Genomic DNA, 17,500 nt, shown 5'->3' on the forward strand with positions numbered 1-17,500 from the left:
GGTGCTCGTTCCGTGTTCGGCGGCTGATGTATGGGTGATGGTGCCGTTCGCCGGGCGCCCGCCGGCCGGCCGCGCTCCCCTTCGCCCCCTCGCCCGGCGCCGCGCGGCCCGTCCGCCGTCGGCACCCCGGCGGAGCCCGCGCAACGGAGACCTCGCATGAAGCTCGTCGTGTTCGGCGCCAACGGCCCCACCGGACGCATGGCCACGGCCATGGCGATGACCGCGGGCCACAGCGTGACCGCGATCACCCGCCGGCCCCTCGCCTTCCCCTTCAACGACGTGGCGCTCCAGATCGCCGCGGCCGACGTGCTGGACGCCGACGCGGTGGACTGGGTGATGGCAGGACAGGACACGGTCATCTCGGCCATCGGCGTGCCCGCGGGCAGCAAAGACGTATCGCTCTATTCGCGGGGCACCTACAACATCGTCAAGGCGATGGTCCGCCATGGGCTGCGGCGCGTCGTCTGCGTGAGCTCCGCCGGTGTCGCGGGCACCGGCCCGCCGGACGGGACACCGGTGCCCCGCGGGAACGTCCGGCCGCTGCTGCGGCGGCGGTGGCGAGGTGTCCACGAGGACATGCGGCGCATGGAGAGCATCGTGCGGGCGAGTTCTCTCGACTGGACCATCGTCCGTCCCGCGGTACTTTTCGACGACGACACGGTCACGGACTACCGGGTGACCGGGGACGAGGTGCCAGGCCGGTACACCTCACGCGCCGACCTCGCCCACGCGCTGCTCACTCGCGCCGTCGGCAGCCGCGACCGCGGCAGGACCATTCATGTGGTCACCACCGGGCGAACGCCGGGGCCGGCCCTCCTGCGGCCGCTGCGGCGCGCTGCTTCCGATCCCTTTCCCTACCGCTGATTTGCTGCCGCACTCCTGCTGGAGCGGCGATCCCCGGGCCACGGCGCGGCAACTCCGACGGAAAGGCGCGCTTTCGCCGGCGTGCGCGCGGTGGCGGGCTCCACATCAGCCGTGCGGGGTTTCCCGTTCAGGGTCGAGCAGTCCGGCGAGAGTATAGGTCTCGTCGGCTGGGCCCGGCAGATCCTCGCGCAGGACGGTGCCTTCGAGGCGGCCCGCCAGCGTGTAGGTTTCCTCCGAGGAGGCCGCCTGCCGTGTCGTGTCCGATGATTCGGGCGTTTGATCCTCCGGTCCTGCTTTGCCGCTCATACCTGCGACGGTGCAAGCGTGGGCCGGAGTGGTCAACCGGGACGGGAACAGTTCGTCACCTCCCCTCCGGAGCCCCGGACGTCGCCGGGTCCCGCCTCCCGCGTTCTCCCTCATCAGGGTGGCAGGTGACATAAAAAGATGCCGGTGGTGGTGGCGTGAGGGAAGCGGCAATAAAGTCAGGTCCGGTTTGTTGATTCCCATGCAGCGGACAAGGTGCGACAGGGGCGCACAGGAAGGTGTAAGGGACGTTGGCGGCGGGTAACGGCTGCGCGCTGGCCGAGTAGCCGGTTGATTCCAGACCATGTCACCGCACGGTGACGACTTGCTGCCGGAGGGACACCGGCAGGGTCTTCCAGGGGGAACTGCGGAATCATCACCCCGTCATGCCCGCGTGCGAAACCGTCGAGATCCGCATAGGTGTTGCCACAAAAGTCCGCAGGCGCTGGCTCTTGGCTTGCGGGAGCAATCTACTCGGGGGTACGCCGTGAATGCAGTCTGGCTTCCATTGGCACGGATAGAACGCGACAGTGGCTACGCGAGTGGTTTAACTGGAGACGTGGGGCGCTCCGGGAGTTTGCTCGCCGAAATATCACGGTCGCTATTCGCTTCGCTACCGCGCGCTGACCAGCGCAACAAAGGTGTCGAATACGTTCGGGGTCTCCTGGAGACTCCCGGGCGCAAATCAATCAGAAACATGGCCCACCTGCTCGGCGGCCGGGCGACGGACCAGAGCCTGCACCACTTCATCAGCGAGTCGACCTGGGACTGGACACCGGTGCGCCAGGCCCTGGCGCAGTACCTGGTCCCGCGCCTGCCGGTGGCCGCCTGGGTGGTGCAGAACATGGTGATCCGCAAGGCCGGGCAGCACTCGGTCGGCGTGGACCGCAAGTTCGTCCCGGCCGCGGGCCGCGTGCTCAACGCGCAGCAGGCCATCGGGGTATGGGCCGCCTCGGGCAGCCGGAGCAGCCCCGTCAACTGGGGTCTCCACCTGCCCCAGGGCTGGATCGAGGACGCCCCGCGGCGGAGCCGTGCCTCGATCCCGGACAATGCCGAGCTGGAGACGCTCGCCGACCGGGCCGCGAAACTGTGTGTCGAGCTGGTATCCGATTGGGCGATGCCCGTCCGGCCCGTCGTCTTCGACTCCCGCCTGATGGACGTCACCACGATCGTCGACCGGCTCGGCCGCCGGGGCATCCCGTTCGTGACCCGCATCGACGCATCGGTGCCCCTCACCGTCACCGACCCGGCGCTGACCGGCCACCGCGGCTCTACGGTCATGCAGGCGGCGGAGATCGTACGAGCCGCCAAGGGCACGTCGCAGCCCGTCCGCCGGCGCGAGCCAGGCCCCGGCGGCGCCCTGCGTCCCGGCCGGCTGGCGCACGTGGCCGTCAAGTACCACGCCGGAAGGACGGGGCTGCGCAGGGCGTGCGGCGCCCGGCAGATGGTGCTGCTCGGCCTCGCCGACAACAACGCGCCGGACGCGCCGCAGCTGTGGCTCACCGACATGCTGAAGGTGCACCCCGCCGTCCTGCTCAAGCTCTGCGCGCTGCTCGACCGCGTCGAGTACGACTTCGACGAGGTCGCCAAGAACGTCGGCATCGAGGACTACGCGGGCCGCTCGTTCGACGGCTGGCACCGGCACGTGACCCTGGCCTCGGCCGCGCACGCCGTGTCCGTCCTGACGTCCGCGCACGGCACGTTCGCGGCGGGCGGCACGGGCTGACCCCGCGCCGCGCGCGGCACCGCGATGGGCGGCGGCTCCCGGCACCGGGAGCCGCCGCCCACCGCCGTTCCGCCGCCCGCCGCCCGCCGCGCCCGTGCCCGTGCCCGTGCCCGGCGGTACCTGACGAAGTGACACGCGGCTCGTTGGCCACCGGCGGCCCACGGCTACAGGATCGGGTTGCCGGTCGCCGCCCGCTCGGCGCACCCCCGCACGCACCCGCGCCTCCCCGCACGCGGCCCGCGCGACGCACGCGCATACCGGTCAATCCACCACGGGAGAGATCAGTGGACAACCCTGTGCTCGACATCAAGTGCGAAACGGCGCGGCAGCAGCCGCGGTGGGACGACGCCGAACACGTCCGGCGCGTGCGGGAGGAGCTGGGGGCCGCCCCCGCGCTCGTCGACGCCGACGACGTGCACACCTTGCGTTCGGTGCTCGCCGCCGTCGCCGCGGGGCAGGCGCACGTGATACAGGCCGGCGACTGCGCCGAGGACCCCGCGGAGTCCACCGCGGGCGACGTCGCCCGCAAGGCCGGCCTGCTCGACGTGCTCGCCGGCGTCCTGAAGGGCATCACCCACCGGCCCGTGGTGCGGGCGGGACGCATCGCCGGCCAGTTCGGCAAGCCGCGCTCCCACCCCACGGAACGCGTCGGCGAACTCGAACTCCCCGTCTACCGGGGCCACATCGTCAACAGTCCTGAGCCCGACCCGCAGGGCAGGCGCCCCGACCCGCGGCGCCTGCTCGACTGCTACCAGGCGGCCGGCGAGGTGATGGACCACCTCGGCTGGCGGCGGCGCCCGGACGGGCCGCGCATCGACCCGCCGGTGTGGACCAGCCACGAGGCCCTCGTCCTCGACTACGAGGTACCGCTGCTGCGGCGCGACGCGGCCGGCCGGACCTTCCTCGCCTCCACGCACTGGCCGTGGATCGGGGAACGGACCCGGCAGGCCGACGGCGCGCACGTCACGCTGCTCGCCGCGGTCGCCAACCCCGTGGCCTGCAAGGTCGGGCCGGGCATGACCACCGGGGACCTGCTCGCGCTGTGCGAACGGCTCGACCCGGGCCGCGAGCCAGGGCGGCTCACCCTGATCGCCAGGATGGGCGCCACCGCCGTCGCCGACCGGCTGCCGCCCCTGGTGGCCGCGGTCCGGGCCGCGGGGCATCCGGTCGTCTGGCTCACCGACCCCATGCACGGCAACACCGTCACCGCACCCGACGGGCTCAAGACCCGGTACGTGGAGTGGATCGTGCGCGAGGTACAGGACTTCCAGACGGCGGTCCGCGCGGGCGACGGCGTCGCCGGCGGAATCCACCTGGAGACCACGCCCGACCAGGTGACCGAATGCGTCCCCAACCCCTCGGCCGTCGACGAGACCCGCGACAAGTACACGAGCCTCTGCGACCCGCGGCTCCGCCCGGAACAGGCGGTGTCCGTGGTCTCGGCCTGGAACGGCTGAGCCGGGCCAGGACCGGACGAGGACCGGACGAGAACCTGCACGCCGCACACTCACCGCCCGAACGAGGAGGACCGACAGATGGAGCACAGAACCGCGCTGGTCACCGGAGCGGCAGGCGGCATCGGCGCCGCCGTGGCCCGCGCCCTGGGCGAACGCGGCGCCACCGTGGCCGCGGTGGACCGCGACGCCGAACGCCTGCTGCAAACCGTGCAGAAGCTGACCGCCGACGGGCTCAACGCCGAGGCGTTCCCGGCCGACGTCACCGGCCGCGCCGACGTCGAGGCCGTCGTCGACACCGTCGAACGGCGCCTGGGACCACTGGACTTCCTGGTCAACGCCGCGGGCGTGCTGCGGCTCGCGGAGGCGCGGCACCTCAGCGACCAGGACTGGGAGACCACCCTGGCGGTCAACGCCACCGGCGTCTTCCTGATGTCGCGGGCCGTCGTCAACCGGATGGTGCCGCGCGGCCGCGGCGCGATCGTCACCGTGGCGTCGAACGCCGCGGGCACCGCGCGCACCGACATGGCGGCCTACGCCGCGTCGAAGGCCGCCGCCACCATGTTCACCAAATGCCTCGGCCTCGAAGTCGCCAAGCACGGCATCCGCTGCAACATCGTCGCCCCCGGCTCCACCGACACCCCGATGCTCAGCTCGATGTGGCACGACGAGACCGGCCGGAAGGGCACCATCGAGGGCCGTCCCGAGGCGTACCGGGTGGGCATACCGCTGGGCCGGCTCGCCGAGCCGGAACACATCGCCGACGCCGTCGCGTTCCTGCTGTCCGACCAGGCCGCCCACATCACCATGCACGGCCTCACCGTCGACGGCGGCGCCACCCTCGGCGTGTAGGCGCGGCGCGATCCGAAACGGCGGAGACCCACGCGGAGACCCACGCGGAGACCAGCGGAGACCACGCGGAGAAAAGGCGGAGAAGAAGCCATGACCGGCATACCTGTCATCGAACCCTACGCAATGCCGACCGCGGGCGAACTGCCCGGCAACGTCGCCCCCTGGGCCGCGGACCCGCGCCGCGCCGTGCTGCTGGTCCACGACATGCAGCGCTACTTCCTCGCGCCGCTCCCCGGCACACTCCGCGAGGAGCTGGTGCGCAACGCCGCGCAGCTGCGCGAACGCTGCGCCGCCCAGGGCGTTCCGGTCGCCTACACCGCGCAGCCGGGCGGCATGAGCGAAGAACAGCGCGGGCTCCTCAAGGACTTCTGGGGCCCGGGTATGCGCGTCGACCCCGAGCACCGCAGGATCGTGCCCGAGGTCGCGCCCGCGGCGGGGGACTGGCTGCTCACCAAGTGGCGCTACAGCGCGTTCTTCCGCTCCGACCTGCTGGCACGCATGCGCGCCCTGGGCCGCGACCAGCTGGTGATCTGCGGCGTCTACGCGCACGTCGGGGTGCTGATGACCGCCGTCGAGGCGTTCACCCACGACATCCAGACGTTCCTCGCCGCCGACGCCGTCGCCGACTTCTCGCCCCGCCACCACCGGCTCGCCCTCGACTACGCGGCCCAGCGCTGCGCCGTGGTCACCACGGCGAAGGAGGTCTTCGCGTGACACAGGACCTGCTCGCACGCGTACTCGCGCCCCAGCCGCCGCCGTTCGCCCTGCTGTACCGGCCGGAGGCCACCGGCGCCGCGCGGCTGGACGTGCTCGTCGGCGACGTCTCCACCCGGGACACGCTCGCCGATCTGCCCCTCCCCGGGCCAGGGCCCGCCGGCCGCGCCCGGCACGACGTGCTGGCCCTCGTCCCCTACCGGCAGATCCGCGAACGCGGCTACGCCTGCGCGGACGACGGCGAGCCGCTGCTCGCCCTGACCGTCACCGCCCAGGACACCGTGCCGGTGGCCGAGGCGCTGCGGCAGCTGCCGGACGTCCCCACCACGCCGACGGGCGGGCACTTCGTGCCGGACGACGACGCCTACGCCGCCGTGGTGCGCGATGTCGTCGCGGACGAGATCGGCGCGGGGGAGGGCGCCAACTTCGTGATCAAACGGTCCTACCGCGCCCGGATCGCCGACTACGGCCCGCCGAGCGCCCTGTCCTTCTTCCGCCGGCTGCTGGAGCAGGAGGCGGGCGCCTACTGGACCTACCTCGTGCACACCGGCACCCGCACCCTCGTCGGTGCCTCGCCGGAGCGGCACATCAGCCTGTCCGGCGGGACGGTCGTGATGAACCCGATCAGCGGCACCTACCGCTACCCGCCGTCCGGGCCCGCGCTGTCCGGCGTGCTGGACTTCCTCGCCGACCGCAAGGAGACCGACGAGCTGTACATGGTCCTCGACGAGGAACTGAAGATGATGACCCGCGTCTGCGACAGCGGCTGCGAGGTCAGGGGCCCGTTTTTGAAGGAGATGGCCCGGCTCGCGCACACCGAGTACCTCATCGAGGGGCGCAGCACCCGCGATCCCCGGGAGATCCTGCGCGAGACGCTGTTCGCCCCGACCGTCACCGGCAGCCCGCTGGAGAGCGCCTGCCGCGTCATCGGCCGGCACGAGCCGGCCGGCCGCGGCTACTACAGCGGCGTCGTCGCGCTCATCGGCAGGGACGAACGGGGCGCGCACACCATGGACTCCTCCATCGTCATCCGCACCGCGGACATCGACGGCGACGGCCACCTCGACATCGGTGTCGGTGCCACCCTGGTGCGCCACTCCGACCCCGCATCCGAGGTCGCGGAGACGCGGGCGAAGGCCGCCGCGCTGCTCGCCGCGCTCGACGGCGGGCGCCCGGCCCGCTTCGCCGGCCACCCGGGCGTCGAGGCCGCCCTGGCCGAACGCAACGCGACCGTCGCCGGCTTCTGGCTCGCGGGGGAGGGGGCGGCCGTCCCCGCGTACCCGGCGCTGGCCGGGCGCACGGCCCTGGTCGTCGACGCGGAGGACACGTTCACCTCCATGCTCGGCCACCAACTCCGGTCGCTCGGGCTGTCGGTGACGGTGCGGCGCTTCGACGAGCCCTACGCGTTCGACGACCACGACCTCGTGGTGCTCGGCCCCGGGCCCGGCGATCCGAGGGCCACCTGGCACCCCAAGATCGCGCATCTGCACGCGGCGGTCGGTGCGCTGCTGGCCGCGCGGCGGCCGTTTCTCGCCGTCTGCCTCAGCCACCAGGTGCTCGGCCTGCGGCTCGGCTTCGACCTGATCCGCAGGGAGGTGCCGAACCAGGGCGCGCAGCGGGAGATCGACTTCTTCGGCGCCCGGCGGCGCGTCGGCTTCTACAACACGTTCGCCGCCCGCTGGGACGAGGACAAGGCCGAATGCCCGGGCGTGGGCGCGGTGGAGGTGAGCAGGGACCGGACGACCGGGGAGGTCCACGCCCTGCGCGGGCCGCACTTCGCGTCGGTCCAGTTTCACGCCGAGTCGGTCCTGACCCAGGACGGGGTGCGCATCCTCGCCGGCCTGCTGACCGACCTCGCCGGGGCGTGACGTGGCGGCGGTGCGCCCCCGCTCCGCCGGGCGCACCGCCGCGTACTTCCCCCGCGCCTTCCCGGGCTCGCCGGGCGCCGCCAGGCGCCGCCGGGCCTCGCCGGCCTCGCAGGTCTCAGCGGGCCGACTCGCCGCCGAAGTCCCGCATCCCGTGCATCCAGGCCACGTAGTCGTGCAGCTGCCCGGGGGACATCGAGGACAGCATCGCGTTGCGCGCCTCGGCCGCCGCCCCGGCCGGGTGCCACAACCGGGTGCTCTCCCGCGCGAGATGCGTGATCCGCGCGGTGCGGTCGCGCCGTTCCGCGTGGTACTTCTCGAACCGCTCGGCGAACGCGTCGGTGCACCCGTCGAGCAGGTCACCGAGCAGCACGGCGTCCTCAAGCGCCTGGCAGGCGCCCTGCGCGGCGTAGTGCAGCATCGGGTGCGCCGCGTCGCCGAGCAGCGCGACCCGGCCGTCGGTCCACTTCTCCACCGGGTCCCGGTCCACCAGCACCCACGACTTCCACTCCTCGCCCAGTGCGAGGAGCCGCCGCGCGGTGTCGCCGAGCGGGGCGAACGTCCGCCGCACGGTGTCCTTGTCCACCGGCACCCCGGAGATGGCCTCGGTGGCGCCGTTCTCCACGCTCGGCGCGAGGTTGAGGTAGGTTCCGCCGGCGATCGCGTAGTGCACGAAGTGCCGTCCCGGCCCGGCCCACCAGGTGACCGCGTTCCACCGCAGCTCCCGCGGCACCCGCTCCATCGGGATGATCGTCCGGTACACCGTGATGCCCGAGACGCGCGGCTCGCCGTCGTCGACGAGCTGCCGGCGGATCGCCGAATGGATGCCGTCCGCCCCGATCACCGCGTCACCGGTGACCTGTTCGCCCCCGTCGAGGAGCACCGTCGCCGACCCGTCGTCCTGCCGGTACCCGATGGCCGGGCAGCCGGCGCGCAGGTCGATCGCGGGGGAGTCGCGGCAGGCGTCGAGCAGCAGCCGGTACAGCTCACCGCGGTGCACCACCACGTACGGGTTGCCGAACCTGCGGCGGTACTCCCCGGTCAGCGGCAGGCTCACCACGTGCTCGCCCGTCACCCCGTCCATGAAGCGCAACTCGTCGATGTGCACGGCACATCCGCGCACCGCCTCGCCGAGACCGAGACGGTCGAGCGCGTGGATGCCGTTCGGCGCGAGCTGGATGCCCGCGCCGAGCTCGGTGAAGTCGTCGCTGCGCTCCAGTACGACCGCACGGTGCCCGCTCCCGGCGACGCCGATGGCCGTCGCGAGACCGCCGATCCCGCCGCCGACAATAACTATCCTCGCCATGCCGCTCCTTCTGCCCTTTCCGCCGGTGCTGCCCGCCACGGCACCGACCGGCGGCTCACGCCCCGGGCGGTGCCGTGGCTCCCCGCTCCCCGCGCGTACCGGGCGCCCGGTGCCGCCGTTCTCCCGCGGGGCACGGAAATCAGGCCCTTTCGATGACCTTCTTGATGCGCTGGACGGTCGACGCGAGATCCGTCTTCAGCTTTTCGCTCCAGGCGGCGAAGAATTTCTCCTTCTCCGCCGCGTCCATCTTGGCGGTGATTCCGCGGATGCCCTCGGTCGCTTCACCCATCCAGTAATGGTGGACCAGTACGCTGCCTCCGTCCGCGGCCCGGATGTCGTAGGACCAGATGCTTTCCTGGCGCTGCCCCGCATGATTCCGGATCGACCAGCGGAACGTACGCCCCGGTTCGGCCGCGACTACCTCGGATTCCGTGGTCCAGTCGCCCCGGACGACAGGCGCCCAGGCCACCACATCCTCGGTACGGTGGTTCTCCCCGCTAAAGACCGCGCCCACGGTTCCCGGTCGGCCGGAGACCCAGGTTCCGCCTCTGCATTCGATGCTCCACTCGCCGCTGCGAGGGAGATCGCTGACCACGGCGTACACCTCTTCCGGTGACGCCGCAACATATACCTCGGCACTCACCTGAAAGATCGACGCATGCTCGATGTTGGTATCAGCCATGGTTAAAAGCGTGGCGAGTCGGGTGGAATCCGGTCAACGGCCGCGGTACATGTCAGTCAAGTCCGCGGACGACCGGACGTGTTCCGCGTTCGTCGCCGAACAGCTGGCATGAGCGGCGGTGAGCCGTCGGCGGCTGGCCAGGGCACGCCGCGTGCGGCAGGGGCGCGGGACGGATTGCGGGAGTGCCCAGCGGACCGTACGTTCCGGACATGGAACTGGAGTTGCGGCACCTCAAGGCCATTCGGGCCATCGCGGAGACGGGCAGTCTCAACAAGGCGGCCGGACTGCTGGGGGTCGCGCAGCCCGCCCTCAGTACCCAGCTCAAGCGGATCGAACGGGCGCTCGGCGGAGCGCTGTTCCTCCGCGACCGCTCCGGCGCCCGCCCCACCCCGCTCGGCGAACTGGTGCTCGAACGGGCCCAGGTGGTGCTCCCCGCCGTGCAGGAGCTCCAGGACGAGGCCATCCGCTTCGCGCGGGCGATGGGAAGCGTGCGGCGGTTACGCGTCGGCGGCACCCATGGCCCGCTGCTCGGCGGCCTGGTCGACAAGCTCACCACGGCCTACCCGGACGTCTCCGTCGGGCTCCACACGGCCTGGTCCGTGACCGAGATCAGCTCCCTGGCGGCCGTCGGCCGCGTCGACATCGCGCTCATCGGCGTCTGCGGCCAGAGCCCGCCGCCGGAAGGCGACCGGCTGCTGTGGCAACCGGTCGGCACCGACCCGGTGTTCGTCATGCTCGCCGAGGGCCACCCCCGTGCGGCCGAACGGGAGCTTGAGCTGGCCCAGTTGGCCGGGGAACGCTGGGTCAGCGCCCCGGGGGACGGCTGCTTCGGCGACTGCTTCGTCGCCGCCTGCTCCCGGGCCGGATTCTCCCCGGCGTCGTTCTACGAGACGGACGTCGCGGCGTGCGTTCACCTGGTGCAGGTCGGCACCGCCGTGGGGCTGTGCCGGGCAACCCTGCCACCCACGCCCGGCGTCGTGGTCCGGCCGCTGGCCGGCGCCCCGCTGAGCTGGCGCCACCTGCTCGGCCGGCGGCCGGACAGCCCGCCGGAGCCGGTGGCCTCCGACATCCTGGGGCACGCCCGCGGGGTATACGGGGAGGCGGTGCGCCGCAGCGCCGGTTTCCCGGCCTGGCTCGCGGAACACCCGGAGTTCGGCACGGCCTCGTGGCCGGGCCCGGCCACGTCATAAGGCCGCGGCATAACGTTTTTGACAGGTGCACGCACTGCGGTGGGGGTCGCTACGGTTCCGGCAACCCCGACAGCGAGGAGTGCCCTCATGCACCGCAGACGTGGTGCGGCGATCGCGGCGGTTGCCGCGGCAGCCGCCCTCATCGCCACCACCGCACCGGCGGCGGCCGGCCACCCCGGCGCCGCACCGCCCGCGACCGCGGCCGACACGCCCCGGCTCCCCGCCGGGATGCTGGACGCGATGCAGCGCGACCTCGGCCTCGACGCGGAGCAGGCCACCGCCCGCGCCGCGAACGAGCACCGGGCCGCCCTGGCCGAGCCGCAGATCCGCGCGAGCGTCGGCGACAGCTTCGCCGGCTCCTGGGTACAGGGCCCGACCTCCCGGCTCGTGGTGGCCACCACCGAGGAGGACGACGTCGCCGCCATCGAGGCCGCGGGCGCCACCGCCGAAGTCGTTCCGCACTCCCTGGCGGAGCTGGAAACCGTCAAGGAATCCCTGGACGGCGCGGCCGGGACACACGCCACCACCGGGGCGCCCGTCTGGTATGTGGACGTCACCAGCAACACGGTCGTCCTCCACACCCGGCAGCAGCAGGCCGCCGAAACCTTCCTCGCCGCCGCCGACGTGTCCCCCGAACGCGTCCGGATCGTGCCGTCCACCGAACAGCCCCGCCCCTACTACGACCTCCGCGGCGGCGAGGCGTACCACATCAACAACTCCGGCCGCTGCTCCGTGGGCTTCCCGGTGACCCGGGGCACCACCCCGGGGTTCGCCACCGCGGGTCACTGCGGCAGGGCGGGCGCCACCACCCAGGGGCACAACCGCGTCGCACAGGGCACGTTCCAGGCATCCGTCTTCCCCGGCCGCGACATGGCCTGGGTCGCCGTCAACAGCAGCTGGACCCCCACCCCGCAGGTGGCGGGCCAGGGCGGCACCACGGTGACCGTCGCGGGCTCGGCGCAGGCCCCGGTCGGAGCCGCCATCTGCCGCTCCGGCTCCACCACGGGCTGGCACTGCGGCCAGATCCAGCAGCACAACACCAGCGTCACCTACCCCGAGGGCACCATCACCGGCGTGACTAGAACCTCGGTCTGTGCCGAGCCGGGAGACTCCGGCGGCTCCTACATATCCGGCGACCAGGCGCAGGGCGTGACCTCGGGCGGCTCCGGCAACTGCCGCACCGGCGGCACCACCTACCACCAGCCGATCAACCCGCTGCTCTCGCAGTTCGGCCTCACCCTCGTGACCAGCGGCAACGGCGGTCCTGACGACCCGGGCCCCGGCGACCCCGGCGGTACCTGGGCGGCCGGCACCGCCTACCGGACCGGCGACACGGTCACCTTCGGCGGCGCCGAGTACCGCTGCCTCCAGGGCCACACCGCCCAGCCCGGCTGGGAGCCGTCCGCCGCTCCCTCCCTGTGGCAGCGGCTCTGACGCCGCCCCACCGGCCCGGCCGTACGTCGGCCGGGCCGGTGCGGGGGCCGGCGCAGGCCCCCTCCCATCCCCGAGGACGTCGAAGGAGCAGGCACGTGGAAGGCGAGAACCGCCCCGACCCCCGCAAGGGCATCAGCCGCAAGAACCTCCTCAAGGCGGCCGTGGCCGCACCACCCGCAGCGATGCTGATGGGAGGCGCCGCCCCCGCCCTCGCCCGCGACCGCAGCGGAACGGACCAGGCGCTCACCCCCACCCCGCGGTGCGACGACGGGGACGATCCCACCCCACCCCAGATGGAGGGCCCCTATTTCAAACCCGACTCGCCCCGGCGCACCTCACTCCTGGAACCGGGCGACACCGCCCTGCTCACGGTCGCCGGTTTCGTCTTCAGCCGCACCTGCCGGCCCCTGCCCGGCGTCCTGCTCGACTTCTGGCAGGCCGACGTCCGCGGCGCCTACGACGGCGTGGGATATCGCTACCGCGGCCACCAGTACACCGACGCACGCGGCGCCTTCGCCCTGAGCACCGTGTTCCCCGGCCTGTACCCCGGCAGGACCCGGCACCTGCACGTCAAGGTCCAGGCACCGAACCAGCCGGTCCTGACCACCCAGCTCTACTTCCCTGGCGAGCCGCGCAACAACACCGACGCCCTGTTCGACCCGGCCCTGCTGATGGACGTGCGCCCGTCAGGACCGGGACGCGAGGCGTCGTTCGACTTCGTGCTCGACGTGCCGGGCGGCGAGGACCCGGGCCCCGGCCCGGGCGACACCTGGCGGGCCGGCGCCGCCTACGGCGTCGGGGACCTGGTGCGGTACCAGGGCGTGAGCTACCGATGCCTGATCGCCCACCAGGCGGCCCCCGGCTGGGAACCCCCGCACACCCCGTCCCTCTGGCAACGCCAGTAGCCGCCGGGCCCGCCGGGCCCGCGCGGACGCGTCAGTCCCGGTCGGCGAGCCGTTCGCGTACCCGGGCCCTGGCGGCCGCCGCGTCCGGGGCGGTGCGGGCCAGCTCGGCCAGGGCCCGGCAGTCGGCCAGCGGGTGGGCGGCGAGGGCGGTTCTGACCTCGGGGACGGCGGCCGGCGCGGCGGACAGGCTGGTCACGCCGAGGCCGGTCAGCACCAGCGCGAGGGCCGGGTCGGCCGCCGCCTCGCCGCAGACTCCGACCGGGCGGTCGTGGCGGGCGCCCGCCGTGGCGGTCAGGTGCACCAGGTCCAGGAGCGCGGGCTGCCAGGGGTCGAGCAGCCCGGCCAGGCTCGCGAGAGTGCGGTCGGCGGCGAAGGCGTACTGGGAGAGGTCGTTCGTGCCGATGCTGAGGAAGTCGCAGGCGCGGGCCAGCTCGTCGGCGCGCAGGGCCGCCGCGGGCACCTCGACCATGGCGCCCGCGCGGGGGAGGCCGTGGGCCCGGACCCGTTCGGCGAAGTCGGCGGCCTCGCCCGGCAGCGACACCATGGGGGCCATCACCCACACCTCGGCCGCGCTGTCCCCGGCCGCCCGGGCGAGGGCGAGGAGCTGGTCGTCGAGCAGCCCGGGGTCGCGGGACGCGGTGCGCAGGCCGCGGACCCCGAGGGCGGGATTCTGCTCGTCGGCGGCGGTGGCGAACGGCAGCGGCTTGTCGGCGCCCGCGTCCAGGGTCCTGACGATGACCCGGCGGCCGGCGAAGGCGGCGAACACCCGGGCGTAGGCGTCGGTCTGCTCCGCCACGGAGGGCGCCTCGGTGCGGTCGAGGAAGAGGAACTCGGTGCGGAACAGGCCGACCCCCTCGCTGTCGGCCGCCGCCGCGGCCTGGAGCTCGTGCGGCGCCCCGAGGTTGACCAGCAGCTTGACCGGATGGCCGTCAGCCGTGCGGCCAGGGCCGGTCAGCCCGGCGGCCCGGCGACGGTGCCGCTCCTGCCGTGCCGCGGCGGCGGCAACCGCCTCGGGCGCCGGATCGGCCTCGACGGTGCCGTCGGTGCCGTTCACCAGGACCGGCTGCCCGTCGGTCAGCGCGCCGGCGCCGGCGCAGCCGACGACGGCGGGCACGCCGAGGCTGCGGGCCAGGATGGCGGTGTGGCTGGTGGGCCCGCCCTGCTCGGTGACCAGGGCGACGACCTGCGCGGGGTCGAGCAGCGCGGTGTCCGCGGGGGCCAGGTCGGCTGCGACCAGCACGTAGGGGTGGCCGGGCTCGGGCAGCCCCGGCATGGGCAGGCCGAGCAGCCGGGCAACGGCGCGGTCCCGCAGGTCGTCCAGGTCGGCGACCCGTTCGGCGAAGAGCCCGCCCGCGGCCCCGAGGGCGGCGCGGAACTCGCCGAAGCCGGCCGTGAGGGCGCGCGGGCCGTCGGCACCTTCCCGCACCAGGGCCTCGGCGCGGTCGGCGAGCGCCGGGTCGGCGACCATCATCACCTGCGCGGACAGCACGTCGGCCGCGGGTCCCGTCGTGGCCGCGGCGCGCTGGTCGAGGGCTTCCGCGACTCCCTTGAGCGCGGCGCGGACCCGGGCCGCCTCGGCCGGTGCCTCGGCGGCGGGAACGGTGCGCGGGGCGGGCGGGACGGGTGCGGGGGCCATCCGGGCGACGGGCCCGAAGACCGTGCCGCCGCCGGTGCCGACGCCCTGGAGAACGGCCGGCATCGCTACTCCCCGCTGCCCGCGCTGCCCGCGCTGCCCGTGGTACCGGCGGCGCCCGCGGACTCGTCGGCCGGACGGTCGTGCTCCTCGGCGACCAGCGCGGCGAGTTCGGCGATGGCCGCGTCCGCACCGTCGCCCTCGGCCGCGAGGACCACGGGCTCCCCGGGCCCCGCGCCGAGCGCGAGGACGGAGAGCAGGCTGCGGGCGTCGACCGGCGCGTGGCCCTGGCGGGCGATGGTCACCGTGACCGGCTGCCGGGCGGCGGCCTGGACCAACAGCGAGGCGGGACGGGCGTGCAGGCCGCTGTGGGAGCCTACGGCCACGGTGCGCTGGGGCATGAGATCTCACTCCAAGGTGTGACGGTCGGTGGGTGGGAGGAATCAGCGGGCCGGGGCGGGGGGCGCGGCCCGTTCCGCGGCGGCGGGGGACTCCCCGGCCGCACCGCGGGCTGACCCGGGAGCGGCGCGGCCGGACTTGAGCAGGATGACCAGGCCCGTGCTGAGTACCGTGCCGGCGGCGATGGCCACCAGGTACAGCAGCGGGGAACCGATCAGCGGTACCACGAAGATCCCGCCGTGCGGGGCGCGGAGCGTGGCGTCGAAGCCCATGGACAGGGCGCCGGTGAGGGCGCCGCCGGCCATCGCGGACGGGATGACCCGCAGCGGGTCGGCCGCGGCGAAGGGGATGGCGCCCTCGGTGATGAAGGAAGCGCCGAGCACCCAGGCGGCCTTGCCGTTCTCCCGCTCGGTGCGGGTGAACAGGCCGCCGCGCACGGTCGTGGCCAGGGCCATGGCCAGCGGCGGCACCATGCCCGCGGCCATCACCGCGGCCATCACCTTCAGGTTGCCGTCCCCGGCCTCGGCGAGGCCGCCGACGGCGAAGGCGTAGGCCACCTTGTTGAGCGGGCCGCCGAGGTCGAAGCACATCATCGCGCCCAGCACCAGGCCGAGCAGCACGGCGTTGGAGCCGGAGAGGCCGTCCAGCCAATCGGTCAGCTCGCCCTGCAGCGCGGCGAGCGGCTCGCCCACGACCACGAACATCAGGAAACCGACGACCGCGGAACCGATCAGCGGGATGACCAGCACGGGCATGATCCCGCGCAGTGCGGGCGGGACGCCGACCCGCTGAATGGCCATCACCACGGCCCCGGACAGCAGACCGGCGACCAGACCGCCGAGGAAACCGGCCTCGATGGTGACGGCGATCGCGCCGCCGACGAAGCCGGGCACGAGTCCGGGGCGGTCGGCCATACCGAAGGCGATGTAACCGGCCAGCACGGGCACCAGGAAGCCGAACGCGGCGCCGCCGATCTGGTTGAACAGCGCGGCCCAGCTGTCGCCCTCGGTCCACACGAAGTGCTCGGCGACGGACGGCGCATCGGCTATTTCGTGGCCGCCGATCGCGAAGGACAGCGCGATGAGCAGACCGCCGGCCGCCACGAACGGCACCATGTAGCTGACGCCGCTCATCAGGTAGCGGCGGAGCCGGGCACCGAAGCCCTCACCGGGGGCGCCCGCCGCCTCGTCGACCGGCTCGGCGCCACCGGCGGCACCGGCGCCTCCGGCGGCGGGGCTCACCTCTCCGCGTTCGGCCATGGATGTGACCCGCGCGATCAGCTCGGCGGGCCGGTTGATGCCCGCCTTCACACCGACGTCGACGGTCGGCTTGCCGGCGAAGCGCGCGCGTTCCCGCACCTCGACGTCGTGGGCGAAGATCACGCCGTCGGCGGCGGCGATCACCGCGGGGTCGAGCCGGCTGAACCCGCCCGAGCCCTGCGTCTCGACCACCACCTCGACGCCGGCCTCGCGGCCCGCCCGCTCCAGGGACTCGGCCGCCAGATAGGTGTGCGCGATGCCGGTCGGACAGGAGGTGACGGCCACGACGCGGAACGGCCGGGACGGCTCGTCGCCGACGGCCGGCTCCGCCGTGTCCTCCGCGGCGGCGTCCTCGGCGGTGGTGTCATTGGCGGTGGTGTCTTCGGCCGTCGCCTGCGCGTCGCCGCGGATGAGCGCGGCGGCGGCCGCGGGATCGTGCTGGGCGCGCAGCGCCTCGGTGAACGCGGGGTCCATCAGGCGGCGGGCCAGCTGGGACAGGATGGCCAGGTGGTCCCGGTCGCCGCCCGCGGGGGCGGCGATCAGGAAGACGAGGTCGGCGGGCCCGTCCGGCGCGCCGAAGTCGACGCCCGCGGCGCTGCGTCCGAACGCCAGGGTCGGCTCGGACACGTGCTCGCTGCGGCAGTGGGGGATGCCGATGCCGCCCTCAAGACCGGTGGGCATCTGGGATTCGCGGGCGGCCACGTCCGCCAGGAACGCGTCGAGGTCGCCGACCCGGCCCGCGGCGGCCATGCGTTCCGCGAGGGCCCGCACGGCCGCCTCCTTGGTGTCGGCGGGCAGAGCCAGGTCGACCAGCTCCGAGGTGATCAGCTCGGCCATCACGCGGCTCCTTCGCTCGCGGGCCGCCCGGCGGGCGGCGGGGGTGACGGGAACGTCAGGACAGTTCGAGGGCAACG

At 73.7% G+C, this 17,500-nt stretch carries 15 protein-coding genes; 9 read left to right on the top strand and 6 right to left on the bottom strand.

Going from position 1 to position 17,500, the window contains the following annotated elements; translation table 11 throughout:
* The first annotated feature begins 156 nt into the window (after positions 1-156).
* Positions 157-864, top strand: coding sequence for an NAD(P)-dependent oxidoreductase (locus RM779_RS31895; protein WP_311621283.1), 708 nt, complete (start codon positions 157-159; stop codon positions 862-864).
* A gap of 105 nt (positions 865-969) precedes the next feature.
* On the opposite strand, the gene RM779_RS31900 is transcribed toward RM779_RS31895, so the two are convergent.
* Positions 970-1,170 carry a hypothetical protein gene (locus tag RM779_RS31900; protein ID WP_311621284.1) on the bottom strand — a complete coding sequence of 67 codons (201 nt, stop codon included), beginning with the start codon at positions 1,168-1,170 and terminating at the stop codon, positions 970-972.
* A 556-nt stretch (positions 1,171-1,726) separates the two neighbouring features.
* Between RM779_RS31900 and RM779_RS31905 the strand changes: the two genes are divergently transcribed.
* From RM779_RS31905 to RM779_RS31925, 5 genes are all read left to right on the top strand, one after another.
* Complete coding sequence (locus tag RM779_RS31905) at positions 1,727-2,893, top strand: IS701 family transposase (RefSeq protein WP_449657318.1); 1,167 nt, start codon at positions 1,727-1,729, stop codon at positions 2,891-2,893.
* A gap of 284 nt (positions 2,894-3,177) precedes the next feature.
* Positions 3,178-4,350, top strand: a complete 1,173-nt coding sequence (locus RM779_RS31910; RefSeq protein ID WP_311621286.1) for a 3-deoxy-7-phosphoheptulonate synthase — start codon at positions 3,178-3,180, stop codon at positions 4,348-4,350.
* A 78-nt stretch (positions 4,351-4,428) separates the two neighbouring features.
* Complete coding sequence (locus tag RM779_RS31915; protein ID WP_311621287.1) at positions 4,429-5,199, top strand: 2,3-dihydro-2,3-dihydroxybenzoate dehydrogenase; 771 nt, start codon at positions 4,429-4,431, stop codon at positions 5,197-5,199.
* A 90-nt stretch (positions 5,200-5,289) separates the two neighbouring features.
* Entirely contained in the window at positions 5,290-5,913 is a 624-nt protein-coding gene (locus tag RM779_RS31920; protein WP_311621288.1) for an isochorismatase family protein, read from the top strand.
* Entirely contained in the window at positions 5,910-7,781 is a 1,872-nt protein-coding gene (locus RM779_RS31925) for an anthranilate synthase family protein (protein WP_311621289.1), read from the top strand. The genes RM779_RS31920 and RM779_RS31925 overlap by 4 nt, the downstream gene beginning before the upstream one ends.
* A 115-nt stretch (positions 7,782-7,896) precedes the next feature.
* Here the strand turns inward: RM779_RS31925 and RM779_RS31930 are convergent, their stop codons facing one another.
* A complete protein-coding gene (locus RM779_RS31930; protein ID WP_311621290.1) occupies positions 7,897-9,084 on the bottom strand; it encodes an FAD-dependent monooxygenase in 1,188 nt (395 codons plus the stop codon).
* A gap of 139 nt (positions 9,085-9,223) precedes the next feature.
* Positions 9,224-9,766 (bottom strand): SRPBCC family protein, encoded by a 543-nt coding sequence (locus RM779_RS31935; RefSeq protein WP_311621291.1) that lies wholly within the window; start codon positions 9,764-9,766, stop codon positions 9,224-9,226.
* A gap of 209 nt (positions 9,767-9,975) precedes the next feature.
* Between RM779_RS31935 and RM779_RS31940 the strand changes: the two genes are divergently transcribed.
* The 3 genes from RM779_RS31940 to RM779_RS31950 all read left to right on the top strand — a co-directional run bounded on the left by RM779_RS31940 (position 9,976) and on the right by RM779_RS31950 (position 13,295).
* On the top strand, positions 9,976-10,956 hold the full coding sequence (locus RM779_RS31940) for a LysR family transcriptional regulator (protein WP_311621292.1): 981 nt from the start codon (positions 9,976-9,978) through the stop codon (positions 10,954-10,956).
* 87 nt (positions 10,957-11,043) lie between these two features.
* Positions 11,044-12,390, top strand: a complete 1,347-nt coding sequence (locus tag RM779_RS31945) for a carbohydrate-binding protein (RefSeq protein ID WP_311621293.1) — start codon at positions 11,044-11,046, stop codon at positions 12,388-12,390.
* A gap of 95 nt (positions 12,391-12,485) precedes the next feature.
* A complete protein-coding gene (locus RM779_RS31950; protein WP_311621294.1) occupies positions 12,486-13,295 on the top strand; it encodes a carbohydrate-binding protein in 810 nt (269 codons plus the stop codon).
* Positions 13,296-13,326: 31 nt separating this feature from the next.
* On the opposite strand, the gene ptsP is transcribed toward RM779_RS31950, so the two are convergent.
* From ptsP to RM779_RS31965, 3 genes are read right to left on the bottom strand one after another with little or no spacing between them, the layout of a single operon-like run.
* Positions 13,327-14,994, bottom strand: a complete 1,668-nt coding sequence (gene ptsP / locus RM779_RS31955; RefSeq protein WP_311621295.1) for a phosphoenolpyruvate--protein phosphotransferase — start codon at positions 14,992-14,994, stop codon at positions 13,327-13,329.
* A gap of 2 nt (positions 14,995-14,996) precedes the next feature.
* Positions 14,997-15,329, bottom strand: a complete 333-nt coding sequence (locus RM779_RS31960; protein WP_311621296.1) for an HPr family phosphocarrier protein — start codon at positions 15,327-15,329, stop codon at positions 14,997-14,999.
* A 42-nt stretch (positions 15,330-15,371) separates the two neighbouring features.
* On the bottom strand, positions 15,372-17,423 hold the full coding sequence (locus tag RM779_RS31965) for a PTS fructose transporter subunit IIABC (RefSeq protein ID WP_311621297.1): 2,052 nt from the start codon (positions 17,421-17,423) through the stop codon (positions 15,372-15,374).
* Between the last annotated feature and the right edge of the window lie 77 nt (positions 17,424-17,500).

It is taken from the genome of Streptomyces johnsoniae (assembly GCF_031845565.1).
Lineage (GTDB): Bacteria > Actinomycetota > Actinomycetes > Streptomycetales > Streptomycetaceae > Streptomyces > Streptomyces johnsoniae.

Bases quoted from the DNA above. Each gene is read 5' to 3' on its own strand.
- RM779_RS31930 (WP_311621290.1), bottom strand. From the start codon at position 9,084: ATGGCGAGGATAGTTATTGTCGGCGGCGGGATCGGCGGTCTCGCGACG.
- RM779_RS31965 (WP_311621297.1), bottom strand. From the start codon at position 17,423: ATGGCCGAGCTGATCACCTCGGAGCTGGTCGACCTGGCTCTGCCCGCC.
- RM779_RS31960 (WP_311621296.1), bottom strand. From the start codon at position 15,329: ATGCCCCAGCGCACCGTGGCCGTAGGCTCCCACAGCGGCCTGCACGCC.
- RM779_RS31920 (WP_311621288.1), top strand. From the start codon at position 5,290: ATGACCGGCATACCTGTCATCGAACCCTACGCAATGCCGACCGCGGGC.
- RM779_RS31915 (WP_311621287.1), top strand. From the start codon at position 4,429: ATGGAGCACAGAACCGCGCTGGTCACCGGAGCGGCAGGCGGCATCGGC.
- ptsP (WP_311621295.1), bottom strand. From the start codon at position 14,994: ATGCCGGCCGTTCTCCAGGGCGTCGGCACCGGCGGCGGCACGGTCTTC.
- RM779_RS31935 (WP_311621291.1), bottom strand. From the start codon at position 9,766: ATGGCTGATACCAACATCGAGCATGCGTCGATCTTTCAGGTGAGTGCC.
- RM779_RS31940 (WP_311621292.1), top strand. From the start codon at position 9,976: ATGGAACTGGAGTTGCGGCACCTCAAGGCCATTCGGGCCATCGCGGAG.
- RM779_RS31945 (WP_311621293.1), top strand. From the start codon at position 11,044: ATGCACCGCAGACGTGGTGCGGCGATCGCGGCGGTTGCCGCGGCAGCC.
- RM779_RS31895 (WP_311621283.1), top strand. From the start codon at position 157: ATGAAGCTCGTCGTGTTCGGCGCCAACGGCCCCACCGGACGCATGGCC.
- RM779_RS31900 (WP_311621284.1), bottom strand. From the start codon at position 1,170: ATGAGCGGCAAAGCAGGACCGGAGGATCAAACGCCCGAATCATCGGAC.